This is a genomic window from Bradyrhizobium agreste (assembly GCF_016031625.1).
GTDB lineage: Bacteria > Pseudomonadota > Alphaproteobacteria > Rhizobiales > Xanthobacteraceae > Bradyrhizobium > Bradyrhizobium agreste.
On record NZ_JACCHP010000009.1, the window covers coordinates 49,634 to 76,482 of the forward strand.

A 26,849-nucleotide genomic window follows, 5' to 3' on the forward strand; every position below is an offset into this window, starting at 1 on the left:
ATCGACATCATGACAGCCACCGACTTCATCGTTGCACGGGACAATCTCGAAACCTGCAAGACGATCGCAACCCGGCTTCCCGCGGCAGATGCGCTGCCGCAGGATGCACTGCTCGTCAGAGTCGAGCGCTTCGCATTCACCGCCAACAACATCACCTATGCGGTGATGGGCGATGAGCTGAAGTACTGGCAGATCTTTCCCGCGCCTGAGGGATTCGGCAACATCCCGGTGTGGGGCTTTGGCGAGGTGATCGCCTCGAACCATCCGAACGTGCCGGTCGGCGAGCGCTTGTTCGGCTATTTCCCGATGTCGACGCATCTCGTGATCGAGGCCACCGACGTCAGCAAGCGCGGCCTGTGCGACGGCGCCGCACATCGTCGGGGCGTGTCACCGGTTTATAACGCCTATGCGCGCATCAGTGGCGATCCCGTTTACGCCGGGCGGCAGGGCGACTTTCAGGCGCTGCTGCGGCCGCTGTTCATGCTGTCGTTCCTGGTCGACGACTTCCTCGCCGAGAACGACGATTTCGGCGCGCGCACCGTGCTGCTGTCGAGCGCATCGAGCAAGACCGCATTCGGGCTTGCACATCTGCTTCACACGCGCGGCCGCAGAGTGATCGGCCTGACTTCGGCAGGCAATTCCGGCTTCGTCGGCTCGCTGCCCTGCTACGACGAGGTCGTTACCTATGACCGCGTCACGTCGCTGCCATCGGACATACCCGTTGCCTTCGTCGACATGGCCGGCAGCAGTGCGCTGCGCGCCACGCTGCACCGGCATTTCGGCGACCAGATGAAATGCTCGGTGCGCGTCGGGTTGACGCATCGCGCCACCGAACCCGACGAAGGCGCGCTGCCCGGCGCAAAGCCGCGCTGGTTCTTCGCACCCGACCACATCCGCAAACGCGCCAAGGAATGGGGTCCGGGCGGCATTGAGCAGCGTTTGGGCGCGGCATGGGCCGGCTTCGCGCCGCTGTTGGAGCAATGCCTGACCGTGATCGAAAGCCGAGGGCCCGAGGCGGTGCGGCAGGCCTATCTCGACACGCTAAACGGCCGCATTCCGCCTGAGCAGGGCCACATGCTCTCATTGCTCGGTTAAGGCGCTTTCGACGGCTGTCGAACCGGTATAGCGTTCGATCTCAGAGGAAGCGCCGACCGCGTCGGCCCGATCTGGGGTTTTGGCGACGGCTTCGAGCTGCGCAACATGTATGCGCGCACCAAGCAGCCCGGCCTCTGGTTCATCGCCGGCAGCCTCGCGCAATGCCGGATCAACTCGAAATATCTGGCGCTGCAGATCAAGGCGATCGAGGAAGGGATTTTGGCACGAATATAGCTACAGCCGTCATTCCGGGGCGCGCGAAGCGCGAGCCCGGAATCTATCCCACCGGGAAACCTGCTGCACAATGGATTCCGGATTCGCGACTTCGTCGCGCCGCGGAATGACCAGAGGAGAGACAACCCATGCCAGCCATTCTCGGCACCGGCGCGCATCGCTACCGCGTCGTCGACAACTTCGCGAAATTGCCGGACGGCTGGCAGCTTACCGACGTCGCCTCGGTCGCGGTCGACAGCAAGGACCGCGTCTACGTCTTCAACCGCGGCGCCCATCCGATGGTGGTGCTGGACCGCGAGGGCAATTTCCTGCGCAGTTTTGGCGAAGGCCTGTTCTCGCGCGCGCACGGCCTGCACATCGATGCCGACGACAATCTCTATTGCACCGATGACGGCGACCACACCGTGCGCAAATGCACCACCGAAGGCAAGGTGCTGCTGACGATCGGCATCCCCGCCAAGCCGGCACCGTTCATGAGCGGCGAGCCGTTCCACCGCTGCACCCACACCGCGCTGTCGCCGAAGGGCGAGATCTACGTCTCCGACGGCTATGGCAATGCGCGCGTGCACAAATTCACGCCCGACGGCAAGCTGATCAAGAGCTGGGGCGAGCCGGGCACCGATCCCGGCCAGTTCAACATCGTGCACAATATCGCCACCGATGCCGAAGGCTGGGTCTACGTCGCCGATCGCGAAAACCACCGCGTCCAGGTGTTCGACGGCGAGGGCAAGTACGAGACGCAGTGGAACAATCTGCACCGGCCCTGCGCGCTGTGCTGCTGCGGCGGGGCCACGAGCCCGACCTTCGTGATCGGCGAGCTCGGCCCCGGCCTTGCCATCAACCGCAACGTGCCCAATCTCGGCCCGCGGCTGTCGATCGTGGACGCCAGGGGAAATCGCATTGCGCGGCTCGGCGGCGAGGCGGGGCCGGGCGTCGCCAGCGGCAAATTCCTGGCGCCGCACGGCATCGCGCTGGACTCGAAGGGCGATATCTATGTCGGCGAGGTCGGCGTCGCCAACTGGGAGACCAGCTTTCCCGAGGAGGAAATGCCGGCCGCGGTGCGCGCGACGCGCTGCCTGCAGAAGCTGGAGCGGGTAGCGGAATGAGGCATCGTCGGCGGCGCGGCGGTTCCGGGCCAACCTCGCCCCACCCTCTCCGAATCACGGCGTTTCTGGGCGCTTCGCCACCCCGCCGCCGCATTGGCCGCGGCTGAATAAGTCGCTCAACGGGCTTCACAATCCCGTCACGCTGCATGTAGTATGTCAATACATGCTGCTTCGCAGCGTACATTGGAGGCCGGGAGCGTTACTTGAACGCACATGTCTCGCAAGGCAGTTGGCCGGTGTTGGTGCTGAATGCGGACTTCCGGCCGCTGAGTTACTACCCACTGTCGTTGTGGTCGTGGCAGGACGCGATCAAGGCGGTGTTCCTCGACCGCGTCAACATCGTCGCACATTACGATCAGGCGGTTCGAAGTCCCACGCTGGAAATGCAGCTGCCCAGCGTCGTCTCGCTCAAATCCTTCGTCAAGCCGACCACCCACCCCGCCTTCACCCGCTTCAACGTCTTCCTGCGCGATCGTTTCGCCTGCCAATATTGCGGCTCGCCCGAAGACCTCACCTTCGATCACATCATCCCGCGCAGCAAAGGCGGCCAGACCACCTGGGAGAACGTGGTCGCGGCGTGCTCGCCCTGTAATTTGCGCAAGGGCAATCTCACCCCGGCGCAGGCAAAAATGTTTCCGCGCCAGACCGCGTTCGCGCCGACCGTGCACCAGCTCCATCGCAACGGTCGCCTCTTCCCGCCGAACTATCTGCACGACAGCTGGCTGGACTATCTGTACTGGGATACGGAGCTGGATCCGTAAGGGCGAGCCAGCGCGCGCTGTCACCCCCACTGCAAGGCGAGCGTCACGCAGAGGCAGAGAGAGCCGATCGTCCCGTCGCGTCGCACCCTGTCCATACCCAGCACTTGGCAGGCCGGCGTCGGCCGCTCCACCTCGGCTGGTGCATGCGGGCCATCCTATAGCAGGGAACCCGCAGCTTCCACGACCGTTCAGACCGTGGGCCAGGCACGCTCGCCTGCGCACGTTGCGCCCCACGCATGTTTCAGATGGCAAGATATCAAATGAGGGAAGGCCATGCCCACAGCCGAGCACGATCACGTCTACAAGATTCTGGACCTCGTCGGATCGTCCGAGACATCGATCGAGGATGCGATCAAGAACGCCATCAGCCGCGCCTCCAAGACCGTTCGCGAAATTAGATGGTTCGAAGTCGTGCAGACGCGCGGTCATGTCGAGAACGGCGCCGTACGTCATTTTCAGGTGACGCTGCGCGTCGGCTTCACGCTCGAAGAGTGACTACGGCCCTCGCATCGGACGCGATCCGCGAATTTCGCGAACGGCACCCTCGGCCCACACCATTGATCCGCCGTCAGCCAGCATCGTACGCTTCAGGTCTGTGCTTGTAGCACAATCGGGCGTCTCATCGGCACGGATATTCTTGCATGCGCCGCGCGATGAGAGGCGGAATTCACCACACGTAGCGGACGACGCCCTTTCCGGCATAGCTGCGCGTGACATTCGAGAACTCGCCTTCGAAGGTCGTCGCCGCGGACCAGCCGCTCAGCCATTTCATCTCGATCGACGCGGTGGTGAGCGCGGAATCGCGCGCCTGCGCCGCGCCGTTGACGACGAAGCTTGCCCCGGGCAGCGCCTGGAAGGTCGCGGCGATCGAACGATCCGGATTGAAATCATGTGCCCAGGCGGCGCGGCCGCGCAGGGTCAGCACGCCCGCCGGCAAGGCGAAGGATTTGTCGCTGCGCAGGCCGAGCTCGCTGCGGGTATCCGTCACGGTTTTTGTGGCGTAGCTGAGGGCGAAGGCGGAGCTGCCGGAGACGACCTGCTCGGCATAGGCCGGCAGGTCGAAGGTGACGAACTGTGCCGCGCCATAGGGTATGAGGCCGATACCGCCGATCCAGGGCACGACAAAGCGATAGCCGCCTTCGACGCGACCGGACCACGCATTCGCCTTGAACTCGGCGCGCAAACGATCGGCGCCGGTGATCGTTACGGTGCGATCGGTGGTGATGTCCTGCCAGCCATAGGCCAGCGCCGCTGCGATGTACGCCGGGCCATTGGTGTGGCGGAGATAAGCGCCGGCCTGGAACAGGTCGGAGCGGCCGGAGCCGAGGCCGCCTGCGACGCTGAAATTGGTCCCGCCGCCGGCCAGCGCAAAGCCGGCGAGCGTATCTGCCGAGACCCGATAATCGGCCCCGGCGGCGGTCCCAAAGATGCGGCTCGTCGTGTCGTTCGAGCCGACGATCGCATTGCCGCTCGTCGCCTGCGAGCCGCCGAAGCCCGCAGCCCAGACGCTCCAGCGCTGCTCGAAAGTGCGTGGCGGCGCCTTGGTGACCATCGCAAAGGCATCGGTTGGCTTGCGCGCGGCATAGGCGCTGGCGCTGTCTTCGTCGGCAAAGGCGGCCGCGCCACTGCCACTACCCGCCTCGCCGCTTCGCTGCGCGACGGGATCGGTGAGCAGGCCCATGAACTGGCCCATCGCGTTGAACGTCGTCTGCTGCGGGGAGGTCCCGAGCTCGCCGGAAGCCTGCGTCAGGCCGGCCGCCGTCAACGCGCCATAAGTGAGCGGAATGCTGCCGTTGGCGTTGAAGAAATTGGTCAGCGCGTTGCCGACCGCCTGCTGGTTGCCATTCAGCCCGCCAGGAATGGCGAAGTTGAGGACGAGGTTGAGATAGGCATTATTGGCGTCGTAGCTGAGATTCGTGCTGAAGTTCGCCGGCAGGTTGGTGTCGACGAGCGAGCCAAACGTACCTGAGAAGCCTGCGCTCGCCGTCAGGATGGTGTAGGTCTTGCTGATATAGCTGCCGCTGGCGAACACCGCATTCACCGTGGCGCCACCGAGGTTCGCATTGCCGGTGACCGTCGTATAAGACGCCGCGGTCGGATTGACCTGCACCAGATAGATCGCGCCCGATTGCAAGGCGAGGTTGCCTTCGATCGCCAGCGACGTGCCGGCCGTGCCGTTGCCCGGCGCCAGGGTGCCGCCGGAGGCGATGGTCACGACCAGGGGATCGACGAGCCCGGTCCCCGTCAGGGTGCCGCCGGCGTTCACCGTCACCGTCGAGGTGCCGGTGATCGATCCTTCGACATCGAGCACGCCACCGTTCACAGCGGTCGCGCCGGTATAGCTGTTGATCCCGAGCAGCGTCGTGGTGCCTGACGTGGTGGTCAGGCTCGCGCTGCCGCCGAGATCGCTGATGGTGCCGCCGGTCGAGCTGACCGATGCATTCAGGCCGCCGTTCTGGATGGTGCCGCCGGCGAGACTGACCGCGCTCTGGGTCTGGGTCGTGCCGCCAAGGTCGAGCGTGCCGCCGCTGTTGACGGTGGTGCTCCCGCTTGCATCCCCGAGCGTACCGGCGCCGGACAGCAGCAACGTGCCGCCATCGACCGTCGTGCCGCCGGTATAAGTGTTGGCGCCCGACAGCGTCAGCGTGCCGTCGCCGAGCTTCATCAATCCGCCGCCCGGACCGATTGCCTGGGAGACGGTGAAGTTGTTGCTCGCATCGGCGATGTCGAAGCCGCCACCGTTCGCACCCCAGTTGATGGTGCGCGACGTCGACGTGAAAGCCGTGCCGGTGACTTGCAGGATGCCGCCATTGAACGAGAAGGCCTCCACTCCGCTGCCGAGATTTGTGTCCGACGACACCGAGAGCGTGCCGGCGCTGATGGTCCAGCTCGTGGCCTGTCCGGGCGTGCCGGTCAGCGTCCAGGTCGAGCTGCCGATCTTGTTGAAGGTGCCGAAGCCCCGATATTGCGCGGCGACGCCGAGCTGCGACACGTCGAAACTGGCCGCGCCGCTGCCGCCGAGCTGGAACGTGTCGCTGCCGGTGCCGAGCACATTGCCCGAAATCACCGAGCCGGACGCCAGCGTCAGCGTGTTGCCGGTGCCCGCGAACCGGATCGCGGCAGTGCCGCCGCTGATGCTGCCGGCATTGAAGACCGAAGAACCGCCTGCGCCGGCGTAGATTCCATACCCCCCGCCGGCGATGCTGGCGCCGGCATTGTTGGTCACCGTCGCGTTGGCGGAAGCGAAAATCCCGTAGTTGGAAGTGCCGGTAATGCTGCCGGAATTGGCGACAGTGGCGGCGCCAAAGTTGGCTACAATTCCCAATAGCCCGCCCGTGATGCTGGCGCCAGCGTTGTTAGTCACCGTCGCGCTAGAGCCTGCGCTTATGCCATAGCTAGAAGTGCCGGCAATGCTGCCGGAATTGGTGACGTTGACGGCGCCGGTAAACGTTTCAATTCCAACAGCCCCGCCGGTGATGCTGGCGCCGGCGTTGTTGGTCACTGTCGCGCTGGAGGAAGCGAGAATGCCGTTGGCGGTAGTACCGGTAATGCTGCCGGAATTGGTGACGGCGGCGGCGCCGTTGTTGGCTGCAATTCCAGCATTCCGACCCGTGATGTCGGCGCCAGCGTTGTTGGTCACCGTCGCGCTGGTGGAGGCATAAATGCCGGGGCCCGAAGTTCCGGCAATGCTGCCGGAATTGGTGACGGTGGCGGCGTTGTGGGTCCAAATTGCAACAGCCCCCGTGATGCTGGCGCCGACGTTGTTTGTCACAATCGCGTCGGTGGCAGCGTCGATGCCCGAGCCGGAAGTGCTCGCAATGCTGCCGAAATTAGTGATGTTAACAGCGCCGGTGGTGGTGAAAATTCCAGCCACCCCGCCCATGATACTGGCTCCGGCACCGTTGGCCACTGTCCCGTCGACGAAATAGATGCCGTAACGATTGCCGGTGACCGTGTTGGCAGCGCCGGCGGCCACGTTGATGGTGATGTCAGACGCGGCGCCGGTGCCATAGCCGTCAATGTCCGCGCTGGTGCCGGGCGCGCCGGTGCCCTGGTTGAGGGTGGTGCCGGTGCAGGTCGCCGTCACGTTGCTGGCGGGCTGGGGCGAGCAGTCGGCCAGGGCCGGCTGGCGGGCCAGCAGCATCAATGTCGACGCCAGCAGCATCTCACGCAGACGAAACGGCTTCACTGGAAGGTGGGGCAAGTACAACGGCAACTGCAACGTGGTCGACCTTATGCGAACTCGTATGCCAACCGGGCGCCGCCTGATCAAAACACAGGCAGCGGCGATTAAAGGATCTGGGCGAGCCTTAGCAGGCGGGCGACACGGCCGATGTGCCCGGAGTCTCAGCCACGGATTCATGCCGGCACTGATGCAAACGCATCACAACCGGACCGCGCGCCTTGCCACTTACGCGCGGTTGCTCCGCGTTGGCCGGATGAATAGGTAGCTGCGTCAAACACGTGCTGCGTCTGGCCTTTGTCCGTGCAGCCAGGCCCGAGGGGACACAGCATGGACGGAGCAGTCGCGAACGAAAGCGTGCCGGTGAATGATGGCGAGCGCGGCCCCGCAGCGTTGACGCAGTTGCGCGCGATGACGATCGACGTCTGCGACGTCAACCCGCTCACCGCCGAAGACGATTTCCATATGACGGCCGTGTCGACGATGGCCGGCAACGCGCTGCTCGTCGATTCACGCGTGACCGATGTCGAATACGACCGGACGCCGGCGCACATTGCCCGCGGGGGCATGGATCACTATCACGTGACCCTGTGCCTCGAAGGCGAGATGTGGTTCAGCTCGGGACGGCGCGAGGTGACGCTGAAGCCTGGTGACATCTGTCTGCTTGATATGGGACCGCCGAACCGGACCGTGCTGCGGGGCGGCGGCGGCCGCACCCACCTCAGGGCGATCATCCTGCAACGCGCGATGCTGGCGCCCCGCCTCGCCCATCCCGACGCTGCCACTGCGGTGTTGTTGCCGGCGGAGCATCCTCATGCCCGCCTCCTCGCCAACCATTTTGCGGCGCTGATGCTGCCGTCCGACCCCGAGGCCGGTAGCATCGAGGCCACGATCGAGGCGATCGCCGACCTCGTCGCGTCGGCCGCCGGCGGCGCGGCCGCGCTTGCGGCAGGGGTCGAGCGGTCCGAACGACATCTTTATCTTGCGATGATCAAGCGCCACATTGCCCACAACCTCGAAAGCGACGCGCTCACCACGGAAGAGCTCTGCCCGCGTTTCCAGATTTCGCGCGCGACCCTCTATCGGCTATTCGAGGCCGATGGCGGGCTGGCCCATTACGTCAGGGAGCAGCGGCTCAATCTGGCGTTTCGCCAAATGATATCTCCGTCCGCGGAGGACAAGCGCCTGATCGACCTCGCTGTCGACCTGCACTTCAGCAGCGATTCCACCTTCATCCGCGCGTTCCGCCGCAAATTCGGCCTGACCCCGGGCGAGCTGAGGGAGCTCGCCGAGAAATGGCTGCGCGAGACCGGCGCCGTGCCGGCCGTCGATACGCTGCTGCATCAGCTGGCGCGTCAACGCACGCCATAGTTTCGGCGACGTTCACGCCAGATGGCACGCCACGAAATGCCCGCCCGCGCCCTCCTTCAACACCGGCGCGCTCTCCGCGCAGCGCGGTTGGGCGATCGGACAGCGGGTGTGGAAGTGACAGCCGGAGGGCGGCTTCATCGGGCTCGGCACGTCGCCCTTGAGGCGGATGCGCTCGCGCTTGAGCTTGGGGTCGGGCACCGGCACCGCGGAGAGCAGCGCCCTGGTGTAAGGATGCTGCGGGTTGCGGTAGAGGTCGCTGGCTTTCGCGAGCTCGACGATGCGGCCGAGATACATCACCGCCACGCGGTCGGAGATGTGCTCGACCACCGACAGATCGTGCGCGACGAACAGATAGGTCAGGTTCAGCTCGGCCTGGAGGTCCTCCAGGAGGTTGATGACCTGGGCCTGGATCGACACGTCGAGCGCGGAGACCGGCTCGTCGCAGACGATCAGCTTCGGCTCCACCGCGAGCGCGCGCGCGATCACGATGCGCTGGCGCTGGCCGCCGGAGAATTCGTGCGGATAGCGCCGCATGTGCTCGGCCTTGAGCCCGACCTTGACCAGCAGACCCGCAACGCGCTCCTCGCGCTCTTTCGGGGAGGAGGCGAGATTGTGGATGGTGAAGGCCTCGCCGAGAATGGCCCCGACCGTCATGCGCGGATTGAGCGAGGCGAACGGATCCTGGAACACCAGCTGCATGTTCCGCCGCATCGCGCGCAGGTCGTTGCCGCCGAGCTTGCGCACGTCCTGGCCATCGAAGGTGACCTCGCCATCGGTCGGCTCGATCAGGCGCAGCACGCAGCGCCCCGTCGTCGACTTGCCGCAACCGGATTCGCCGACGAGACCGAGCGTCTCGCCGCGGTTGACCGAGAACGACACGCCATCGACCGCATAGACGGTGCCGACCTGGCGCGACAAGAGGCCGCCGAGCACGGGGAAATGTTTCTTCAGGCCGCTGACGCGGAGCAAGGGCTCGCTCATGACGCGGCTCCCAGGTTCGGATCGCCGAGATGACAGGCCATGCGGTGACCGGGCGCGATCTCGCGCAGCAGCGGCTCCTTCTCGGTGCACACATTCATGGCGAACTTGCAGCGCGGCGCGAAGCGGCAGCCGACCGGCGGATTGATCAGGATCGGCACCGAGCCGCCGATCGCCTCGAGCCGCGTCTTGTGCTCGCTGTCGAGATCGATGCGCGGGATCGAGCGGATCAGGCCTTGCGTATAGGGATGACGGGGATCGCCGAAGAGGTCGTCGACGGGCGCCTCCTCCACCACCTTGCCGGCATACATCACGACGACACGCTGCGCGGTTTCGGCGACGACGCCCATGGCATGGGTGATCAGCATCACCGCCATGCCGAAGCGGTCCTTCATGTCCTGCAACAGGTCGAGGATCTGCGCCTGGATGGTGACGTCGAGCGCGGTGGTGGGCTCGTCGGCGATGATCAGCTTCGGCTTGCAGGCGAGCGCCATCGCGATCATCACGCGCTGGCGCATGCCGCCGGAGAACTGATGCGGATAATTGTGCACGCGGCCTTCGGCGTTCGGGATCTGCACCAGTTTCAGCATCTCGATGGTGCGCTCGAGCGCCTGCTTCTTGGTCACCGCTTCGTGCCGGCGCAGGCTCTCGGCGATCTGCTCGCCGATCGTGAGCACCGGATTGAGCGAGGTCATCGGCTCCTGGAAGATGAAGCCGATCTCCTTGGCGCGGATCTCGTCGAGCTGGTTGCTGGTCAGCGGCACCAGATCGCGCCCTTCGAAGATGATCTGGCCCGCCGCGATGCGGCCCGGCGGCATCGCGATCAGCTTCAGGATCGACATCGCGGTCACGGTCTTGCCGCAGCCGGACTCGCCGACGACGCAGAGCGTCTCGCCCTTGTTGATGGAGATGTCGACCCCGTCGACGGCCTGGAGGATGCCATCGTCGGTGGCGAAGTGGGTTTTCAGGCCCTTGATCTCGAGCAGCGGCGCCATCAGATCACCCGTCGCGCATCGAGCGCGTCGCGCAGACCGTCGCCGATGAAGTTGATGGCGACCACCGCGATGAAGATCGCGCCGCCCGGAAACAGCGCCCAGTGCGGGCCGATATCGAGAAAATCCTTGGCGTCATAGAGCAGCCGGCCCCAGGTCGGGGTATCCGGCGGGAAGCCGAGGCCGAGGAAGGACAGCGTCGATTCCGCGATGATCGCGGCGGCGACGTCGATGGTGCCGGCGATGATCACCGGGCCGACCGCATTGGGCAGGATGTGCCGCACCACCTGCCGCACCGGACTGGCGCCGAGCGCACGGGCAGCTTCGACGAACTCCTTTTCGCGGAGCGACAGGAACTGGGCACGCACCAGGCGCGCGACCGGCATCCAGCGCAGGCCTCCGATCACGAGCACGATCAGGATGAAGATGCCGCCTTCGGGCCCGAACACCTGCTTCAGACCGTCGCGGAAGAGATAGATCAGCAAGAGGAGCAGCGGCAGCTGCGGCAGCGACAGGAACAGGTCGGTGAGCCACATCAGCCCGTGCCCGAGTGCGCCGCGCGACATTCCGGCGAGCGCGCCGATCAGCGTGCCGATGATGACGGCGACCAGCATCGCGGCGAGCCCGACCGCGAGCGAGATGCGGCCGCCATAGATCATGCGCGCCAGAATGTCCTGGCCGAGATCGTCGGTGCCGAAGGGGTGGGCGAGCGAGGGTCCCTGTAGCCCTGCAACAATATCGATCTCGTTGATCTTCACGCGCCACACGAACGGCCCAAGCACGACGGCGAGCACCAGAATGAGGAGCAGGACAGCGCTGACCACCGCGAGCCGGTGGCGGCTGTAGCGCCGCCACGTCTCGCGCCAGGGCGAGTAGACGCGCCGCTCAGCGGAGGGAGATGCGAGGGTCAAGCCAGCCATAAAGCACGTCCGCGATGAGATTGAACAGCACGACCAGGCACGCGAAGACGAAGGTCACGGCCATCACCACCGGCGTGTCGTTGGAAAGGATGGAGGAGATCAAGAGCGAGCCGATGCCGGGAATGCGGAAGATCTGCTCGGTGACGATGGCGCCGCCGAACACCGCGGGCATCTGCAGCGCGATCAGCGTGACCACGGGGATCATGGCGTTGCGCATCACGTGCTTGACGATCACCGTGGTCTGGCCGAGGCCCTTGGCCCGCGCCGTGGTGACGTAGTCGAGCCGGATGACGTCGAGCATCGCCGAGCGCACGAAGCGCGTCATCGATGCCGCCTGGAACAGGCCGAGCACCGCCACCGGCATGATTGCCTGACGGATCATCTCCAGCACCCAGCGGATGCCGGTGGCCTTGATGTCGGTGGTGTAGACGAAAGGCAGCCAGTCCAGCGTGACCGAGAAGATCAGGATGAACAGGATGCCGGTGAAGAAGGTCGGCAGCGAGAAACCGACGAAGGCGAGCGTATTGGCGATCTGGTCGAACAGCGAATACGGTTTCGTCGCGGCATAGACGCCGACCGGAATCGCGATCAGCAGCGCCAGGACCTGCGCCGAGCCGATCACGTAGAGCGTGGCGGGCAGGCGCTGGAGGATCAGCGTGTCGACGTTCATCCGGCTGACGAAGGAGAAGCCCCAGTCGCCGTGCAGCATGGCGTTGAGCCAGTGCAGGTACCGGAGGTAGATCGGATCGTCGAGCCCGAACTTGGCCCGGAGCGCCGCCTGCACCTCGGGCGGCACGTTCGGATTGGTGGCCAGCTCGGAGAACGGATCGCCGGGGGCGAGCGCGAGCACGACGAACAGCACCAGCGAAATCGCCAGCAGGCTCGGAACGGCAATCAGGAGGCGACGCAGGACATACTGACTCATAAGGAAGAAACCCGTTTAGCCTGCGCTCAGGCCTCCCGGTACCAGTCCTGGATGTTGTCGGTCTCGTTGGCCCAGCCGCTCAGCGCCGGCCGCAAGTTGTTCGCCGCGGCCTCGACCTTGAGGCGATGCATCACGGGAATGAACACGGTGTCCTGCCACAACAGGTCGTTGCACTTGATGTAGAGCGCGGCGCGCTTGACCGGATCGGTCTCGGTCTCGGCCGCGGCAATGGCGGCATCATAGTCCTTGTTGACGTAGCGCGGGAAATTCTGCCCCTGCCACTTGTTCTCCTTGGTAGCCACATTGGCGGAGATGTAGCGCCGCATGTGCAGGGCCGGATCCGGCTGCGTCATCGGGATCTGGAACTCCTCGATGTCGGCATAGAACTTGGGATAGGTGTCCGGGTTGGCAACGTCCGACGAGAAGAACACCGAGGCGACGACCGATTTCAGCTCCACGTCGATGCCGGCCTTTTGACAGGCCTGCTTGACGATGGCCTGGGTCTTCTGGCGCGGACCGTTGGTCGAGGTCTGGTACAGAAGTTTGAATTTCTTGCCGTCTTTCTCGCGGATGCCGTCCGCTCCGACCTTCCAGCCGGCGTCATCGAGCATCTTCGACGCCTTCTCGATGTTGAACTCCCACGATGTGTTCTTCGAGACGAATTTTTCGGGCCCGTTGAGGTAGTTGGCGGTGGTACGGCCGGCGCGACCATAGATTGCCTTCTTGACGGACTCGCGGTCGACGAGCAGGGCGAGCGCCTTGCGCACGTTCGGATCCGAGAGGATCGGGTGCTTGGTCTTGATCGAGGACCGTTCGCCATCGATCTCAGTGTTCGGATCGGTGAAGTTGATCGCGATGAACTCGATGTCGCCGCCGGTGGCGTAGAGCGTCTTGCCCTTGCCGCCCTTCTCCAGACGCAGCAGCACGTCGTCTTCGACCTGCATGTTCCAGGCGAAATCGAATTCCCCGGTCTGGATCACCGCGCGCGCCGCCGAGACGGCATCGCCGCCGCCCTTCATCTCGATGGTGTCGAAATGCGGACGGTTGGGCATGTGGTAGTCGGGATTGAGCTCGCCGCGGACCACATCGCCCGGCTTGAACTCGACGAACTTGTAGGGACCGGTGCCCACCGGGGACAGATTGTTCGGCGCCTCGCGGGACTTCGAGCCCTTGTAGTCTGCGAACAGATGCTTCGGGAGAACGCAGCCATAGGCGCCGACGAAGGCATTTGCCCAGAACGGCGTCGGAGTCTTGAACAGGATGCGAATCGAAAGATCGCTTACCTTCTCGACCGTGATATCGCCATAGGTGCTGATGCTGACGGCAGCCGTGGCGGGATCGCTGGCATATTGCCAGGTAAATACGAAGTCGTCGGCAGTCAGCGGCTTGCCATCGTGCCATTTGACTCCCGGCTTGATTTTCCAGACCACCGATTTGGCATCGGCGGCGAGACCGCCGTTTGCAAGCGAAGGAATCTCTGCCGCGAGGATCGGGTTGAGATTGCCGTCGGCGTCCCAGCTCGCGAGCGGTTCGTAGAAAAGCCGCGATCCGTCCTGGTCCTTGGTGCCGGTGGCGAAATGCGGATTGAGCAGCGTCGGCCCCTGCCACCACAGCACCTTGAGAGGGCCGCCACCCCCGCGCTTGGTCGGCTTGTAGACCGCGGGGCTCTGCGCCATGGCAACGCCGCCGAGCGCGAGGAGCTGGTTGGCCAGTGGAGCGGTGAGACCGACCGCGGCGAGGCGCTTGATGAAGGCGCGGCGGTCCATCCGCCCGTCCTTCACCTGACCGATCATCGAACGCAGTTCTTTGTCCAGCATGGTTGTCCCCCGTCTGGTTCCGGCATGGATGCAGGCGGCCGTTCGAGGCGACCGCCGGTTGGCTGGCAGTAGATGGCACACCGAATGGGGTGCACGTCAACTGGGACCATGTGTATGCAAACGGTGTTCTGGCTGTCCGTTGGGCAAAATAGCGTTCCGCAGCCCATCCGTTCGGCAATCCAGCATTAAAATCTGCTGGATTGCGCGCTGCACTGCGGAAAATTTGTTCGCTGGATCAGACGAAGTATCGAGGCGAATTCCTACGCCACGGACATGTCGAGCGGCGGGGCGACGTGATCCGGCAACGGACAGACGTAAGGAGTCCGGGCCGTCCGCTTCTGCAGATCCGCCTTGGCAGCCTTGATCAGCTCCGGTTCCGTCAACGCCTTGATGCCGAGACCTGCCATCGCCTTGGCGGCCTGCACCATGGCCTTGTGCGCGTGCGGGCTCTTGCCCTGCGCCACCACCTGCCAGGTGTGGAAGGGCGTGCCGATTGCAACCGTCGGTGCGTGCACCTGCACGGTCGGCACCACCCAGCTCACGTCGCCGACATCGGTCGAGCCTACAAGCGGGTTGCGCTTGGCATCGAGCGGCACCAGGAAGTCGGCCAGCGGCCGATCGGTCGGCTCCATGCCGATCGCGTAATAGACCGAGGCGATATCCTTGTCGCTCAAGGTGGCACGGATCTGGCCGGCAAAGCGCTTGTCGGCATCGTCGAAATGCGGCGGTCCGAGCTCTTCCATGACCTGATGCAGCGCCTGCTCCAGCGGCGTGTTCGGCAGGATGTTGGAGACCGCGGAGATGATCTTCATCTCGACCTTGGTCTCGGTCATCAACGCCGCGCCTTGCGCGATCTTGGATACGCGCTCGACCAGCTCGTTCATGCCGGGAAGATCGCGCGCGCGGATCGAATAGCGCACGCGCGCATGGGCCTGCACCACGTTCGGCGCGATGCCGCCCGTGTCGAGCAGCGCATAGTGCACGCGCGCGTCGCTCGGCATGTGCTCGCGCATGTAGTTCACGCCGACATTCATCAACTCCACCGCATCGAGCGCCGAGCGGCCAAGATGCGGCGAGGCCGCCGCATGCGAGGTGCGGCCGGTGAAGATGAAATCGGCGCGCGTGTTCGCGAGCGACGGCGTCACCGCCACTTCCCAGAAGCTGTGCGGATGCCATGTGATGGCGATGTCGGCGTCCTCGAACGCGCCGGAGCGCACCATGAAGGCCTTGGCCGCACCGCCTTCCTCCGCCGGGCAGCCGTAATAGCGCACGCGGCCGGGCACCTTGTTCTCGGCCAGCCAGTCCTTCACCGCCGTCGCGGCGAGCAGCGCTGCGGAACCGAGCAGGTTGTGACCGCAGCCATGGCCGTGGCCGCCGGTTTCAACCGGGCGATGCTCGGCGACACCTGCCTCCTGGCTGAGGCCCGGCAGCGCATCGTACTCGCCCATGAAGGCGATGACCGGACCGCCCTCGCCCCACTCGCCGATCAGCGCCGTCGGGATGCCGGCGACGTTCTCGGTGATGCGGAAGCCCTGATGACGCAGCTCGGCGAGATGCTCGGCGGCGGACCGCGCCTCGGTGTAGCAGACCTCAGGCATGCCCCAGACCCTGTCGCTGAGGTCGATGAAACGTGCCTTGATCGTGTCGATGCCACGCCAGATGTCGCTGCGGTTGTCCATGCTTGTCGTCCGTGATCCCTTGGTCAAACGAAGCGGCAATGGTTAGCAGCTTCGCTGCGCGGCGCCTAGCACCGCGCCGGACAGCAGCCATGCGGCGGCGGCCGGATCGCATGACGTCCCGTGCACGAGGTGTTTCCGGGCCTTTCGAAGATTTCACGCACCGTTCTCCCGAATAGTTGGGAACGAGGCTTTCAAGACGGCCTGCTCCGGCCTAAATTAGGCATGCTTCGCGCGTCGCTCCGCGAGCGATGCTCTCAGCCAGGAGAACTCCATGAGCACTCTGACCGAATGGAGAGTGCCGCCGGCGAACCAGCCGCGGGCGAGCGATTATGGTTTCGATCTCGACCGCGCGCTCGGCTCCGTCGTCGGCCTGCACGCCATCATCCCGCCGGACGCCTTCAGTGCCGAGACACTGGGCACCGAACGCGCCGGCAACGGCGTCGTGATCGACGACGGCCTGGTGCTCACGATAGGTTATCTCATCACCGAGGCAGAGTCGGTCTGGCTGCACCGCGCCGACGGGCGCGTGGTGGAGGGCCATGCGCTCGGCTTCGATTCCGAGACCGGCTTCGGGCTGGTGCAGGCGCTCGGCCAGCTTGACATTGCGCCGCTGCCGCTCGGCTCGTCGGCGGCGGCACGGATCGGCGACCGCGTGGTGGTCGGCGGCGCCGGCGGGCGCACGCGCTCGGTCGCGAGCCAGATCGTGGCCAAGCAGGAATTCGCCGGTTACTGGGAATATCTGCTGGATGAGGCCATCTTCACCTCTCCCGCGCATCCGAACTGGGGCGGCACGGCGCTGCTCAACGAACGCGGCGAGCTGATCGGCATCGGTTCGCTCCAGCTCGAGCGCGAACGTGACGGCAAGGCCGAGCACGTCAACATGATGGTGCCGATCGACCTCCTGAAACCGGTCCTGGAGGATCTGCGCAAGTTCGGCCGCGTCAACAAGCCGGCACGGCCCTGGCTCGGACTCTACTCGACCGAGATCGACAACCGCGTGGTGGTGATCGGGATCTCCGCCAACGGCCCGGCCGCCCGCGCCGAGCTCAAGACCGGCGACGTCATTCTCGCCGTGAACGGCGACAAGGTGACGAGCCAGACCGCCTTCTACAAGAAAATGTGGGCGCTCGGCGCCGCCGGCGTCGACGTGCCGCTCACAATTCATCATGAAGGCGTCACCTTCGATGTCACCGTGACGTCGACCGATCGCTTCAAGCTGTTGAAGGCGCCGAAGCTGCACTGATCCAAAGGGAAGCGGGCGATGACCGAGGCCGTGGTGGACGACATCGTGGCCGTGCTACCGCCGCTGCTCAACGCACTGGAAGCGCTTGGCTTCTTCCAGCGGCATCTGCATCCACCGGCCTTCGCCGCGGTGATGGATGCGATCGGCACGCCGGACGAGGCGTTGCAGACGGCGCAAGCAGCAATCGGGGATTGGCCGGAACAGTTCGCTGGCCTGCGCGAGCGGCTGGATCGCGCCTGCGGCGAGACCCTCGCTGCTTTTGCCGGCATTCGTGAGGTCGAGCGAGGTCACGGCGATCTCGTCGCGATCTTCCGCGCCCTGCGCCACGTCCCGCGCGCGCAGGAGGCGCTCTATCCGCTGGCGGCGCAGTTTCCGCCCGTGAGCGGCTTCTTCCTCAACGCCGCCAATCGTGACAATGCGGATGTGTTGTCGCGGCTCGAAGCCGCCGCGAGCGAAGACACCGGCATCTTCCACGACCACAACGAGCCTGGCAGCCGCGGCGGCTTCTCGGTCTATGTCCCCGAATATTACACGCCCGAGCGTGCCATGCCGCTGGTGATGGCGCTGCATGGCGGCAACGGCAACGGCCGCGGCTTTCTGTGGAGCTGGCTCCGCGACGCCCGCAGTCTCGGCGCGATCCTGGTGGCGCCGACCGCGACCGGCCCGACCTGGGCGCTGATGGGCGAGGACACCGACACGCCGAACCTCATGCGCATTCTCGATACGGTGCGCAACCGCTGGCGCATCGATGCCTCGCGCATGCTGCTGACAGGCATGAGCGATGGCGGCACCTTCTGCTACGTCACCGGCCTCGAGGGCGCCTCGCCCTTCACGCATCTCGCGCCCATTGCGGCGACCTTCCATCCGCTGATGGCGGAAATGGCCGACGCAACGCGGCTGCAAGGCCTGCCGGTCTTCATCACTCACGGCAAGCTCGACTGGATGTTTCCGGTGCAGACCGCGCGGCAGACGCAGGCGGCGTTATCCGCCGCCGGTGCCCAAGTCACCTATCGCGAGATCGACGACCTCAGCCACACCTATCCGCGCGAGATCAATGCGGTGCTGATGGCGTGGCTGAATGGAGAATGAACAACCTCTCCTTGGATGCGCCGCATGGTTGTGGAACCATCACTCCGGGCCGACGTTATCGCCCGTCACCGGAGGTTCGCCATGCAGACTTTTTTCGGAATGATACTGGGCGCGTTGCTGCTTGCGGGCGGCGTCTACGTCTACGATTCCATGCAGACGTCGTCGGTCGCCAAGGGTGAGGTCGCGACCACCAACCGCACCATCGTAAACTGGGACGTCGCCAAGGCCGATTGGGATGCGCTGCGCGATCGCGCGCACAAGGACTGGGTCCGGATCTCGTCGAAATAATTTCGTCCGATCGACATGAACAAGGCGCCGTCGCAGCTCCGCGACGGCGCCTTTCTATGCGCGCTGAAATATCGCCGGCTCAGTTCATCCTGGCCTTGCGGGCGTCGGCGATGACCTGCTCGAACTCGGTCATGCTGAGCACGCCGGGCACGCGATACTTGCCCACGATGAAGGACGGGGTGCCCTGGAAGCCGAAAGCTTCAGCCTGCTCGTTGTTGCGCTTGAGGATGGCGTCGATGTCCTTGGCGTGTCCGGTGAGATCGCGCTTCAAGCGGTCCATGTCGACCCCGGCGGCCGCGAGCAACTCGTTGATGCGCGGCTCGGTCAGGCGCGAAGAGACGCCGATCATGGCGTCGTGGGCCTGGTGGTACTTATCCTGGAATTTGGCCGCCAGCGCGCTCCGCGCCGCGGTGACCGAAACCGGCCCGAGAATCGGCCAGTCCTTCATCACGAGCCGCACCTTGCCGTCGTCCTGGACCACCTGGCGCAGCTCGGGCTCGAGCTTGCGGCAATAGGGACAATTGTAATCGGACCACTCGACGATCGTGATATTGCCGTCGGGATTGCCTGCGACGGGCGTGTCGGGATCGCGCAGCACCTTGGCTTCGGTCAGCACCTCGTCATCGCCGGTGGCCGCGCGCGCCGAAACGATCCCGCCCGCCGCGAGAGCGCCCACTCCGATCAGCGTCAAGGCTGCGCGCCGGCTCGGCGCATCGTTCCCAAATCCAGTCATGTCTCGTCTCGTTCCGGTCCCATCTTGCGGATATACGCCCCCGGACTCGGCCATTGTTACGAGTCATATAGAATGCCGCGAGCGCGATTGCCACGCCAATCGCACCCGGCTCGACTAAGCCGCCGGCAGCATCGCCATCAATGTCCCGGTCATCGTGGCGATTTGCTTGGTCTTTCCGTCATGCTCGGCGTAGGCCTTTGCCTCGCAGAAGGTAAGCGTACGGCCGGGCTTGACCACTTCGGCCTTGAAGACGAAACGCTCGCCGCGGGCGGGCGCGAGCAGCGTGGTGGCCGGTTGGGCATCGAACATGGCGATGGCCGCCGCGCGATAGCCCGGGTTTTTCGGCTCGAAGGCGGTCATGGCTTACACCTCGGCTGGTTCGGCAAGATGCTTCAAGGCCGCTTCACGGATGCAATCGGCGAACGGGACGGATTTGCGGAGCTGGCGGTCCATGTGCACGCCGGTGATCACGCACGTCGCGGCGAGCTCGCCGGTCTCGGCATTCGTCATGTCGTGCCGGAAGCGGATCGACTTGTCCCTGATCTCGAGCAGATGGCTGCGGATCTCGACGATGTCGCCGGCGAGCAGCTCGCACTTGTAGGCGATGTTCTGCTGCACCGCGGCCATGCCGCGGCCGGACGAGCGCAGATAGCTCGGTGTCAGGCCAAGACGAGCGAACAGATTCCAATTGGCCTCATCGAACTTGCCGACATACCACATGATGTTCATGTGCCCGACGTGGTCGCATTGCCACGGATAGACCGTGCCACGATAGGTCGCCTCCTGCTCCATCGCATGTCCTCCCGCTGTTTCGTCTTGGATCGTTGATACGGTAGCGTATCAAACCCGAGTCACGTTAGCAATACGGCACCGTATCGGGACCGGGTGAGGCTTCCTTCATGAGCGACGGCAAGGGCGACGTCTGGGTCGAGGCTGGATTTGCCGAGCTCGCCCGCGCGGGGGTGGAGGGCGTGCGGGTCGAGGTGCTGGCCAAGAATCTCGGCGTCACCAAGGGCGGCTTCTACCGGCGCTTCGCCGACCGCGCCGCGCTGCTCGATGCGATGCTGGAAGCCTGGCGCAAGGGCCGCATTGCCGCGATCGCGCAGCAGACAAGTCTCGACGGGCAAGCGCCCCGCGAGCGGCTGAAGGCGGTGATCCAGCTTTATTCCGAGCGGCTCAATCCGGAAGGGATGGCGATCGAGCTCGCGATCCGGCAATGGGCCCGCTCGGACGAGAGCGCCGCGGCGGCGGTGGCAAGCGTCGACGCGGCGCGGCTCAGGCACGTCGGCGACCTCTATCGCGCGACCGGTCTTGCGACCGAAGAGGCCGACGCGCAGGCCTTCCTGTTCTACTGCTTCATCTTCGGCCAGAGCCTGTTGTTCGTCGAGAGCGGTCCGCGCAAGCGGTCGCAGCTCGTGGCGAAATCGGCCGAGAAGCTGCTCAACTGAACATGATCCGGACCCGAAGGGCCGCGTAACCGCAAAGGGTGCAGCGGTCTTCCGAAAAGATCATGCGCAAAAGATTCAGGCAAAATGGCCGGAGCGTTGCTCCGGCCATCGCAGCAATCCGAAGCTCAGGCGGCGCCCTTCAGCTTCTTGGTGCATTCGCTGTAATAGCCGCCGCCCTTCTGGATCCACTTCAAGCCGCCGTTGCTGTTGGTGGCCTTGTTGGCATTGTACTGGTCGACGCAGGTGTGCATGCGCGCCTTGCCGGGTGTCTCCTTGGCGTATTTCGGATCGACCGCGTTCGGATAGATCGCGGGGCCGGCTGGCAGCGTCGGGGCGGCAGCGGGAGCCGCCTCCTTCTTGGCCTGCTTCGGTTCGGCCGGAGCGGCAGGCGCGGCGGGCGCAGCCGCGGTCGGCGCAGCGGCGGGCGCCGCATCGGCACCGCATTGGGCCTTGCGGAAGTCATTCCACTTCATGGTGCCGAGCGAGCCGTCCTTCTTTGCGGCCTGGTACTTCGCACTGCACTCCTGCGCGGTCAGTGCCTGCGCCGGCGCGCTCGCCAGCAATGCCGCTACACCCGACGCTGCGATCGCACACAACAATTTCGTCTGAATGGTCATCCCTGGGTCTCCTGCTTGGTCTTCCCTGACGGAAGTGAATTGAGGATTGCTATCCTAGCGTGCCGGCCGCTTGCGACAAGGATGCGATGAGTTGCGCCGGCAAAATATAGTGATCCTGCCGCTCAACTCATTCATGTCGCGTTCAGCAACGCGAGCCGACGTTCCGGCCTTTCGCAATTCTCGCAAGCAGAGTGCACCACATGACCTTCACGTCCCGCCTCGCCGCCGTTGCTCTCGCCTCCCTGCTCGTCACCGGCACCGCTTTCGCGCAGACCGCGGCGCCGGCCGCCAAGACCGACACTGCCGCCACTGTCCCCGACAAGAAGGTAACGAAGGAGCGATCGGCGGAATCGCTGGAATGCTCCAAGCAGGCGGACGCCAAGGGATTGAAGGGGAAGGAGCGCAAGAAATTCCGTCGCGAATGCAAGAAGGAGGCGAAGGCCGGCAGCGCAGCCGCCGCTCCCGCAGCTCCCGCCGCCGACAAGAAATAGGCCCGTCACGATTTCTTCCGAGCCTCCGCGGGAGCCTCGCGCATTGCGGCATGACGAGCCTGCAATTGTGCGCTTCGCGCCGATTTGCGATAAGGTGGCGTGAAGCAAATCACTGCCTCCCTGTCGTTCGAATGGCCGAGCCGTGCCAAGATCCTGAGCACGGTGGAGACGCTCGTCATCGGCACCGCCGGCGGCCTCGTGTTTCTGCTTGCCGGCCTTCCCGGCGGGCTGATCTCGGGCTCGATGATCGCGGTCGGGATCGCCGCGATCGCCGGCCGCCAGCTGAGCCTGCCGCCGATCCTGACCCAGACCGTGCTGGTGCTGCTCGGCATCTCGCTGGGCTCGGTCGTCTCGCGCCATTTGCTTCAGCAGGTCAGCGCCTATCCTCTCACCATCGGCCTGCTTGCGCTCGCCACGTTCTGCTCCACGTTCGGCTCGAGCTATTACCTTCAGCGCATCCATGGCTGGGACCGCACCTCGGCTTTCCTGGCCGGCAGCCCCGGCGCGCTGTCGCAGATCACGATCCTGGCGGTCGAGCGCGGCGCCGACCTGCCGGGCATTGCGGTGGTGCAGACCATGCGGGTCATCATCTTGACCGCCGCGCTGCCCATGGTGCTGGCGATTGCGGGTGTCGCGCCCTCCGCTGCACCGTCGCTGACGACGACCATCGCCTCGCCGCTCGACCTCATCGAGCTGGCCGCCGCGTCGCTGGCGGCAGCGCTCGTCTTGCGGCTGATCAAATTTCCGGCGAGCTGGATGTTCGGCGCGATGATCGCCTCCAGCGTGCTGCATGGTGCCGGATGGGTCGAGGGCGGCCTGCCGGACTGGATCCGCGGCGTGGCGCTGATCGGGATCGGCGCACTGATCGGTAGCCGTTTCGCGCGGATGCGGATCAAGACGCTCGCCGGCCACCTCCGCGCGGCCCTGGGCTCGTTTGCCGTGGCCATCGCCGTCTCCGCCATCTTCGTCGGCATCGTGGCGCTCACCACCCAGGTGAAGTTCTCCGACGTCGTCGTCGCTTTCGCGCCGGGCGCGATGGACGCGATGCTGGCGCTGGCCTTGACGCTGCACATCGACCCGATCTTCGTCGGCGCCCATCACCTGTCGCGTTTCGTCTTCGTGACGATCGCAACGCCCGGCATCGTGCACCTGTTCGGGCGCACGCAGGACGACGTGGACGATTGAGCTTTAGCGCTTTGCCGTCCGCGCGAACCCCCATGCGGCGATCGCGGCCATCAAGAGCGAGATCAGCACGTTGTAGCCGGCGAGCGAGAGGCCGAGGAAGCGCCACTGCACCTCGTCGCAGCGCACCACCTTGACGGTGTCGAGCTTTGACAGCAGATCAGCGGCGCTGCCGAGATTGGCGACGGGCCCGGAGCAGTCGGTCGGCCCCCTCCAGAATCCCCATTCGACCCCGGAATGGTAGGCGCCGAGGCCGGCATTGGCGAGCGTCGCCAGGGCGAGGATCGCAAGCCCCGCCAGCAGCAGCGGCCGCGGCGCGCCGCTCCGCGCCGCCAGCGCCGTGAGCGCACCGAGCGGTATTGCGAGGTAATAGGCGTAGCGCTGCTCCAGGCACAATGGACAGGGCAGGATCTCCAGGACCAGCTGGAAGAACCAGGCGCCCGCAATCGTGGCTGCGCCGATCAGGGTGACCAGGACCGCGGCGGTCAGCGCGGGGCTCGTGGCGGCCGGCTTGAACGCAGGTATGGCGGCACTCGGGGTGGTCACGGCAGCCTCTTTCGCATCTCTCGCGCCCCAAGCCTCTAGCTCCGGCCCATGCGACTGTCGAGAACGGCCGGGATCACTTTGGCGCGGGTTGACCCCGTCCCGTCCATGGCTATAGTCCGCCGGCTTCGCGACGCCGCTTTTGGGGCCGACCGAGGGCCCCTGTGGCGGAACTGGTAGACGCGCTCGACTCAAAATCGAGTTCCGCAAGGAGTGCTGGTTCGATTCCGGCCAGGGGCACCAGCCTTCGCTGCTTCGCAGCTACGGCTAGGCAAGCCGGGTGCAATTCCATCGGTGCGAAGCAGTGAAGGCTGTCCCGCCGAAGCCTTGGCGAAGGCGGACTGGTTCAGCCGGACTCCTCGTCGCAAGTGCTCCTCGCAACGACGAGGAGGAGAGATGACGCGTCCGTACCGCGGATGCCATTCGACTTCGCGCCGCCGCTTCCTATATCCTCGCAACCGATCTTGATCCAGCGGACAGCTTCGATGGCGAGGAGACGCACGACCGACGCCGACGACCTTCCCCGCTATTTCGTCTGGGTCCGGGGGCTCGAAGGGCCCGAGCCGCAGAAATGGACGGCGATGGATTTCGGTGTCGGCGATTGGAAGCGGCCGCTCGTGCTGGCCTATCTGGAGCTGCCGGAAGCCGAACGGGCCCTGTCGCTGTCGATACTGGCCCGGCGCTACCCGCCGCCGGTTGATCTTTCGTGAGCCGGGCTAGGGAGTGTCCTCACAACCGTCGGCTCCGCAAGGCGCGCGGCCAAGCAAGTTTGATCACGACGGGTCGTGTTCAATCCCGAGACTCCTGTCCGTGATCCGCGGACAGCTACACAATGAAGCCGGACTCCACGACCTGATAGGGGCGCATCATTTCGTGATCCTCATGCGAGAGGATGTGGCAGTGCCAGACGAATTCACCCGGCAAATCAAATTCAGCTGCAACGCTCAACATCTCGCCGGGGGCGACATATACCGTATCCTGCCGCCCGGATTGCTCCGGCGCTATCGGGACGCGGTCGCCGATCCATATGTCATTCCGGCTGAAGTCCGTAGCCCCCGTGCCGTAGGTGATAACGCCGTCGCCGTTGGTATCGTCGGGGATGCCATTCTCGTCGGCATCCTTGAAATCGATGAGCCTCTTCTCCACGACCTGGAATTGGGTCTGGTGAAGGTGGACCGGATGCGCGTCTTCCGTAAAGTTGAATAGTTCCCATTGCTCGATCGAGCCGAGCACGGGCTTTTCTGTAACAGGAGCATCCCACATCAAGGGCCCGAAGGCTCCATCCGGCGTCATGGTGTCGCTATGCACCGTGCCCGCCTCGGCGGTTCCCAGCATCGGCTCTATTCGTCCGAATTCGTCGACGCCTTCGAACAACCCAAGCTTGCGCACGCAATCCCGTCCCCATTCGAATCCTGGGCGATAAAGCGGAAATTCGGAGCCAGTACAGTGCCATCGGTCACTGAAGCATCAAACGCGGCCAGGGTCGGATCAATGGTGAACTGCATGATGCTGCCCACGGGATCGGCCGATGTCGCGGCCACGGCCTCACCCGCGAGCGAGCCGTCGGGGCCGGCCAAGCCTTTGAATGGCTCGTAGGCTGGTCCGATATTCAACAACTGCACGGCCGGATCGATGTTGGCTCCGCTGAAATCGAACACCACGTCGATGCGATCGCCGGGTGCAAGCACCAGGAACTCGCCATCCTCCTGGATGCCGTCGCCGTCCATGATCATCTTTGCCTGCGGCAGCAAGCCGCCGTCGACCCCGACAAGGTACGCCTTTACATCGGGGTCGCTGAGCTTGAGCACGTAGAATCGCGAATCGGATCCGTTCAGCAGGTGAAACTCGTAATCACCGGCGGCGACGTCAAGATTCGGCCACGCCATGCCATTGACAAGAATATGGTCGCCAAAAAACTCCGGCACTGCTGACGGAGCATTCTCGCCGTTGGCGTCATAGAAGCTTTGAGGAACGACGTCGCCGACGGTGTCCGTCGTGCCCGGGAGCGGATCGTTCTTATAGGCCGGGAAGTAGAGCTGACCGTCTACGGTGAACGCGCGATCCTGAATGACCGCTTCTATTTCATACGATCCGCCAGGGAGTACGCCGGTGTTAACCAGATGCTCGCTGTTTTCATCCCTCAGCAGATAGAAACCGGCCAATCCGGCATAGACGTTGAGGCGCGTCAACCCAAGCGCATGGTCGTGATACCACAGCGTCGCGGCGTCCTGATCGTTCGGGTAGGTGTAGATCCGACTTTCGAAGTCCGGTCCTTTCGAGCTGTAGTTCTGAGTAAACCACTGTTCCGGCAGGCCGTCGCTCCCGGAAGGAACATGAGCGCCGTGAAGGTGGGTGACGGTCGGCACATAGCCGTCCTTCAGGGGCTTGTTGTCGGATGCAGCCCAATGGAGCGTCGTGTCCACCGGCAGCAGATGACCTTCGAGCGGAAGCTTGTTCTGCCAGTTGAGGTGGATTTCCGTGCCCGCATGGGCCACGAGAGTCGGACCGGGATAAGTTGCCGTGTGTCCGGGCTGACCGTAGCCCCAGACCGTCGTGACCAGCGGCTCTCCGTTTGCGTCGACAAGTCCGAGCCATTGCTCGGCCTGCTTCATCTGAAGCACAATCGTACCAGGCCTGCTCGCGTCGATTCGTTCCGGCAGCGGAAGATCGTTGACGAAGCGGGGCTGGGCGAGTGGGTCGAGAAGTCGAACAGGCTGCGGCTCGCCGGGACCGCACGGCTTCGCCGTCCAACAGTGGTGGTGATGCTGAATGTGGTGATCGTGATGGTGCAGCGCCGCTCCGCCGAGAGACCAGAAATCTTGCACGCCAACGGGGCGTAGCGCCTGCTCCAGCCGGCCCTGCTGAAAAAGGTAGGCGCCAAGCCCGCCATCTTCGATGCCTTCCGGAAACAGATCATCGCTCGGCGTAGATTCTGGTCTGATCTTCCTAGCCATGGCTCCCCCGCTTGAGGCCGTCGCGGATGATGCGTCGTGAAACCGATCGCCTTCCTAAGCTATGGTGTTGCTGTTTTGCGAGGGGATTTGGACGATCTATACTAAATCTAAACTGGTCGTCCGGCGGAACATCCGGTCGGACGGTATCAGAGGCAGAGCGCACAGCGCCTGAGCGCAGATGTTATGAGCACACGCTGGCG

General features: G+C 64.7%; 26 protein-coding genes, 1 tRNA gene and 1 pseudogene. 14 read left to right on the forward strand and 14 right to left on the reverse strand.

What is annotated here, in order from left to right:
- Positions 1-9 precede the first annotated feature (9 nt).
- The 5 genes and pseudogenes from HZZ13_RS15100 (at position 10) to HZZ13_RS15120 (ending at position 3,691) form a co-directional block, all read left to right on the forward strand.
- Entirely contained in the window at positions 10-1,095 is a 1,086-nt protein-coding gene (locus HZZ13_RS15100; protein WP_197960360.1) for a DUF2855 family protein, read from the forward strand.
- A gap of 51 nt (positions 1,096-1,146) precedes the next feature.
- Positions 1,147-1,329: pseudogene (locus tag HZZ13_RS15105) on the forward strand (monooxygenase); the annotation flags it as partial.
- 128 nt (positions 1,330-1,457) lie between these two features.
- Positions 1,458-2,435, forward strand: coding sequence for a peptidyl-alpha-hydroxyglycine alpha-amidating lyase family protein (locus HZZ13_RS15110; protein ID WP_197960361.1), 978 nt, complete (start codon positions 1,458-1,460; stop codon positions 2,433-2,435).
- Between the two features lie 203 nt (positions 2,436-2,638).
- Complete coding sequence (locus tag HZZ13_RS15115) at positions 2,639-3,196, forward strand: HNH endonuclease (protein ID WP_025033554.1); 558 nt, start codon at positions 2,639-2,641, stop codon at positions 3,194-3,196.
- Between the two features lie 273 nt (positions 3,197-3,469).
- Complete coding sequence (locus HZZ13_RS15120) at positions 3,470-3,691, forward strand: dodecin (protein WP_197960362.1); 222 nt, start codon at positions 3,470-3,472, stop codon at positions 3,689-3,691.
- 172 nt (positions 3,692-3,863) lie between these two features.
- On the opposite strand, the gene HZZ13_RS15125 is transcribed toward HZZ13_RS15120, so the two are convergent.
- Entirely contained in the window at positions 3,864-7,406 is a 3,543-nt protein-coding gene (locus tag HZZ13_RS15125) for an autotransporter domain-containing protein (RefSeq protein ID WP_311972652.1), read from the reverse strand.
- A gap of 303 nt (positions 7,407-7,709) precedes the next feature.
- Between HZZ13_RS15125 and HZZ13_RS15130 the strand changes: the two genes are divergently transcribed.
- A complete protein-coding gene (locus HZZ13_RS15130; protein ID WP_197960363.1) occupies positions 7,710-8,750 on the forward strand; it encodes a helix-turn-helix domain-containing protein in 1,041 nt (346 codons plus the stop codon).
- A gap of 12 nt (positions 8,751-8,762) precedes the next feature.
- Here HZZ13_RS15130 and HZZ13_RS15135 read toward each other — a convergent pair whose 3' ends face one another.
- From HZZ13_RS15135 to HZZ13_RS15160, 6 genes are all read right to left on the reverse strand, one after another.
- Complete coding sequence (locus tag HZZ13_RS15135; RefSeq protein WP_197960364.1) at positions 8,763-9,731, reverse strand: ABC transporter ATP-binding protein; 969 nt, start codon at positions 9,729-9,731, stop codon at positions 8,763-8,765.
- Positions 9,728-10,723, reverse strand: a complete 996-nt coding sequence (locus HZZ13_RS15140) for an ABC transporter ATP-binding protein (protein ID WP_197960365.1) — start codon at positions 10,721-10,723, stop codon at positions 9,728-9,730. Before HZZ13_RS15140 ends, HZZ13_RS15135 begins: the two co-directional genes overlap by 4 nt.
- Positions 10,723-11,640 (reverse strand): ABC transporter permease, encoded by a 918-nt coding sequence (locus HZZ13_RS15145; protein WP_197960366.1) that lies wholly within the window; start codon positions 11,638-11,640, stop codon positions 10,723-10,725. Before HZZ13_RS15145 ends, HZZ13_RS15140 begins: the two co-directional genes overlap by 1 nt.
- Positions 11,606-12,565, reverse strand: a complete 960-nt coding sequence (locus HZZ13_RS15150) for an ABC transporter permease (RefSeq protein ID WP_197960367.1) — start codon at positions 12,563-12,565, stop codon at positions 11,606-11,608. Before HZZ13_RS15150 ends, HZZ13_RS15145 begins: the two co-directional genes overlap by 35 nt.
- Before the next feature lie 26 nt (positions 12,566-12,591).
- Positions 12,592-14,382: a peptide ABC transporter substrate-binding protein gene (locus HZZ13_RS15155; protein WP_197960368.1), complete on the reverse strand. Its 1,791-nt coding sequence runs from the start codon at positions 14,380-14,382 to the stop codon at positions 12,592-12,594.
- Between the two features lie 260 nt (positions 14,383-14,642).
- The gene (locus HZZ13_RS15160; RefSeq protein ID WP_197955167.1) at positions 14,643-16,061 is read right to left on the reverse strand and encodes a M20 family metallopeptidase; all 1,419 of its coding nucleotides are present in this window, start codon (positions 16,059-16,061) and stop codon (positions 14,643-14,645) included.
- Positions 16,062-16,332: 271 nt separating this feature from the next.
- On the opposite strand from HZZ13_RS15160, the gene HZZ13_RS15165 reads away from it, so the two are divergent.
- The 3 genes from HZZ13_RS15165 (at position 16,333) to HZZ13_RS15175 (ending at position 18,681) form a co-directional block, all read left to right on the forward strand.
- Positions 16,333-17,304, forward strand: a complete 972-nt coding sequence (locus HZZ13_RS15165) for a S1C family serine protease (protein WP_197960369.1) — start codon at positions 16,333-16,335, stop codon at positions 17,302-17,304.
- Positions 17,305-17,322: 18 nt separating this feature from the next.
- Positions 17,323-18,393 (forward strand): carboxylesterase family protein, encoded by a 1,071-nt coding sequence (locus HZZ13_RS15170; protein ID WP_197960370.1) that lies wholly within the window; start codon positions 17,323-17,325, stop codon positions 18,391-18,393.
- 81 nt (positions 18,394-18,474) lie between these two features.
- Entirely contained in the window at positions 18,475-18,681 is a 207-nt protein-coding gene (locus HZZ13_RS15175; protein ID WP_128265907.1) for a hypothetical protein, read from the forward strand.
- Positions 18,682-18,760: 79 nt separating this feature from the next.
- On the opposite strand, the gene HZZ13_RS15180 is transcribed toward HZZ13_RS15175, so the two are convergent.
- The 3 genes from HZZ13_RS15180 to HZZ13_RS15190 form a co-directional block, all read right to left on the reverse strand.
- Positions 18,761-19,414 carry a DsbA family protein gene (locus HZZ13_RS15180; RefSeq protein ID WP_197960371.1) on the reverse strand — a complete coding sequence of 218 codons (654 nt, stop codon included), beginning with the start codon at positions 19,412-19,414 and terminating at the stop codon, positions 18,761-18,763.
- Between the two features lie 114 nt (positions 19,415-19,528).
- On the reverse strand, positions 19,529-19,774 hold the full coding sequence (locus HZZ13_RS15185; protein WP_197960372.1) for a PaaI family thioesterase: 246 nt from the start codon (positions 19,772-19,774) through the stop codon (positions 19,529-19,531).
- Between the two features lie 3 nt (positions 19,775-19,777).
- Positions 19,778-20,206 carry an acyl-CoA thioesterase gene (locus HZZ13_RS15190; RefSeq protein WP_197960373.1) on the reverse strand — a complete coding sequence of 143 codons (429 nt, stop codon included), beginning with the start codon at positions 20,204-20,206 and terminating at the stop codon, positions 19,778-19,780.
- A gap of 107 nt (positions 20,207-20,313) precedes the next feature.
- Here HZZ13_RS15190 and HZZ13_RS15195 point away from each other — a divergent pair, with 107 nt between their 5' ends.
- Positions 20,314-20,862 (forward strand): TetR/AcrR family transcriptional regulator, encoded by a 549-nt coding sequence (locus HZZ13_RS15195; RefSeq protein ID WP_197960374.1) that lies wholly within the window; start codon positions 20,314-20,316, stop codon positions 20,860-20,862.
- Between the two features lie 125 nt (positions 20,863-20,987).
- Here the strand turns inward: HZZ13_RS15195 and HZZ13_RS15200 are convergent, their stop codons facing one another.
- The gene (locus HZZ13_RS15200) at positions 20,988-21,479 is read right to left on the reverse strand and encodes a hypothetical protein (protein ID WP_197960375.1); all 492 of its coding nucleotides are present in this window, start codon (positions 21,477-21,479) and stop codon (positions 20,988-20,990) included.
- 200 nt (positions 21,480-21,679) lie between these two features.
- On the opposite strand from HZZ13_RS15200, the gene HZZ13_RS15205 reads away from it, so the two are divergent.
- Both HZZ13_RS15205 and HZZ13_RS15210 read left to right on the forward strand, forming a co-directional pair.
- Positions 21,680-21,970 (forward strand): PsiF family protein, encoded by a 291-nt coding sequence (locus HZZ13_RS15205; RefSeq protein ID WP_197960376.1) that lies wholly within the window; start codon positions 21,680-21,682, stop codon positions 21,968-21,970.
- Positions 21,971-22,069: 99 nt separating this feature from the next.
- Positions 22,070-23,155, forward strand: coding sequence for an AbrB family protein (locus tag HZZ13_RS15210; protein WP_197960377.1), 1,086 nt, complete (start codon positions 22,070-22,072; stop codon positions 23,153-23,155).
- 3 nt (positions 23,156-23,158) lie between these two features.
- Here the strand turns inward: HZZ13_RS15210 and HZZ13_RS15215 are convergent, their stop codons facing one another.
- Positions 23,159-23,698, reverse strand: coding sequence for a disulfide bond formation protein B (locus HZZ13_RS15215; protein ID WP_197960378.1), 540 nt, complete (start codon positions 23,696-23,698; stop codon positions 23,159-23,161).
- A 155-nt stretch (positions 23,699-23,853) separates the two neighbouring features.
- Between HZZ13_RS15215 and HZZ13_RS15220 the strand changes: the two genes are divergently transcribed.
- Both HZZ13_RS15220 and HZZ13_RS15225 read left to right on the forward strand, forming a co-directional pair.
- A tRNA-Leu gene (locus tag HZZ13_RS15220) sits at positions 23,854-23,938 on the forward strand.
- 242 nt (positions 23,939-24,180) lie between these two features.
- Entirely contained in the window at positions 24,181-24,405 is a 225-nt protein-coding gene (locus HZZ13_RS15225; protein WP_197960379.1) for a hypothetical protein, read from the forward strand.
- A 115-nt stretch (positions 24,406-24,520) separates the two neighbouring features.
- Here the strand turns inward: HZZ13_RS15225 and HZZ13_RS15230 are convergent, their stop codons facing one another.
- Positions 24,521-25,084: a multicopper oxidase domain-containing protein gene (locus HZZ13_RS15230; RefSeq protein ID WP_197960380.1), complete on the reverse strand. Its 564-nt coding sequence runs from the start codon at positions 25,082-25,084 to the stop codon at positions 24,521-24,523.
- Positions 25,036-26,649 carry a multicopper oxidase family protein gene (locus tag HZZ13_RS15235; RefSeq protein ID WP_197960381.1) on the reverse strand — a complete coding sequence of 538 codons (1,614 nt, stop codon included), beginning with the start codon at positions 26,647-26,649 and terminating at the stop codon, positions 25,036-25,038. The genes HZZ13_RS15230 and HZZ13_RS15235 overlap by 49 nt, the downstream gene beginning before the upstream one ends.
- Positions 26,650-26,849: the final 200 nt, after the last annotated feature.

Bases quoted from the DNA above. Each gene is read 5' to 3' on its own strand.
- HZZ13_RS15100 (WP_197960360.1), top strand. From the start codon at position 10: ATGACAGCCACCGACTTCATCGTTGCACGGGACAATCTCGAAACCTGC.
- HZZ13_RS15110 (WP_197960361.1), top strand. From the start codon at position 1,458: ATGCCAGCCATTCTCGGCACCGGCGCGCATCGCTACCGCGTCGTCGAC.
- HZZ13_RS15120 (WP_197960362.1), top strand. From the start codon at position 3,470: ATGCCCACAGCCGAGCACGATCACGTCTACAAGATTCTGGACCTCGTC.
- HZZ13_RS15130 (WP_197960363.1), top strand. From the start codon at position 7,710: ATGGACGGAGCAGTCGCGAACGAAAGCGTGCCGGTGAATGATGGCGAG.
- HZZ13_RS15135 (WP_197960364.1), bottom strand. From the start codon at position 9,731: ATGAGCGAGCCCTTGCTCCGCGTCAGCGGCCTGAAGAAACATTTCCCC.
- HZZ13_RS15140 (WP_197960365.1), bottom strand. From the start codon at position 10,723: ATGGCGCCGCTGCTCGAGATCAAGGGCCTGAAAACCCACTTCGCCACC.
- HZZ13_RS15145 (WP_197960366.1), bottom strand. From the start codon at position 11,640: ATGGCTGGCTTGACCCTCGCATCTCCCTCCGCTGAGCGGCGCGTCTAC.
- HZZ13_RS15150 (WP_197960367.1), bottom strand. From the start codon at position 12,565: ATGAGTCAGTATGTCCTGCGTCGCCTCCTGATTGCCGTTCCGAGCCTG.
- HZZ13_RS15155 (WP_197960368.1), bottom strand. From the start codon at position 14,382: ATGCTGGACAAAGAACTGCGTTCGATGATCGGTCAGGTGAAGGACGGG.
- HZZ13_RS15160 (WP_197955167.1), bottom strand. From the start codon at position 16,061: ATGGACAACCGCAGCGACATCTGGCGTGGCATCGACACGATCAAGGCA.
- HZZ13_RS15165 (WP_197960369.1), top strand. From the start codon at position 16,333: ATGAGCACTCTGACCGAATGGAGAGTGCCGCCGGCGAACCAGCCGCGG.
- HZZ13_RS15170 (WP_197960370.1), top strand. From the start codon at position 17,323: ATGACCGAGGCCGTGGTGGACGACATCGTGGCCGTGCTACCGCCGCTG.
- HZZ13_RS15175 (WP_128265907.1), top strand. From the start codon at position 18,475: ATGCAGACTTTTTTCGGAATGATACTGGGCGCGTTGCTGCTTGCGGGC.
- HZZ13_RS15180 (WP_197960371.1), bottom strand. From the start codon at position 19,414: ATGACTGGATTTGGGAACGATGCGCCGAGCCGGCGCGCAGCCTTGACG.
- HZZ13_RS15185 (WP_197960372.1), bottom strand. From the start codon at position 19,774: ATGACCGCCTTCGAGCCGAAAAACCCGGGCTATCGCGCGGCGGCCATC.
- HZZ13_RS15190 (WP_197960373.1), bottom strand. From the start codon at position 20,206: ATGGAGCAGGAGGCGACCTATCGTGGCACGGTCTATCCGTGGCAATGC.
- HZZ13_RS15195 (WP_197960374.1), top strand. From the start codon at position 20,314: ATGAGCGACGGCAAGGGCGACGTCTGGGTCGAGGCTGGATTTGCCGAG.
- HZZ13_RS15200 (WP_197960375.1), bottom strand. From the start codon at position 21,479: ATGACCATTCAGACGAAATTGTTGTGTGCGATCGCAGCGTCGGGTGTA.
- HZZ13_RS15205 (WP_197960376.1), top strand. From the start codon at position 21,680: ATGACCTTCACGTCCCGCCTCGCCGCCGTTGCTCTCGCCTCCCTGCTC.
- HZZ13_RS15225 (WP_197960379.1), top strand. From the start codon at position 24,181: ATGGCGAGGAGACGCACGACCGACGCCGACGACCTTCCCCGCTATTTC.
- HZZ13_RS15235 (WP_197960381.1), bottom strand. From the start codon at position 26,649: ATGGCTAGGAAGATCAGACCAGAATCTACGCCGAGCGATGATCTGTTT.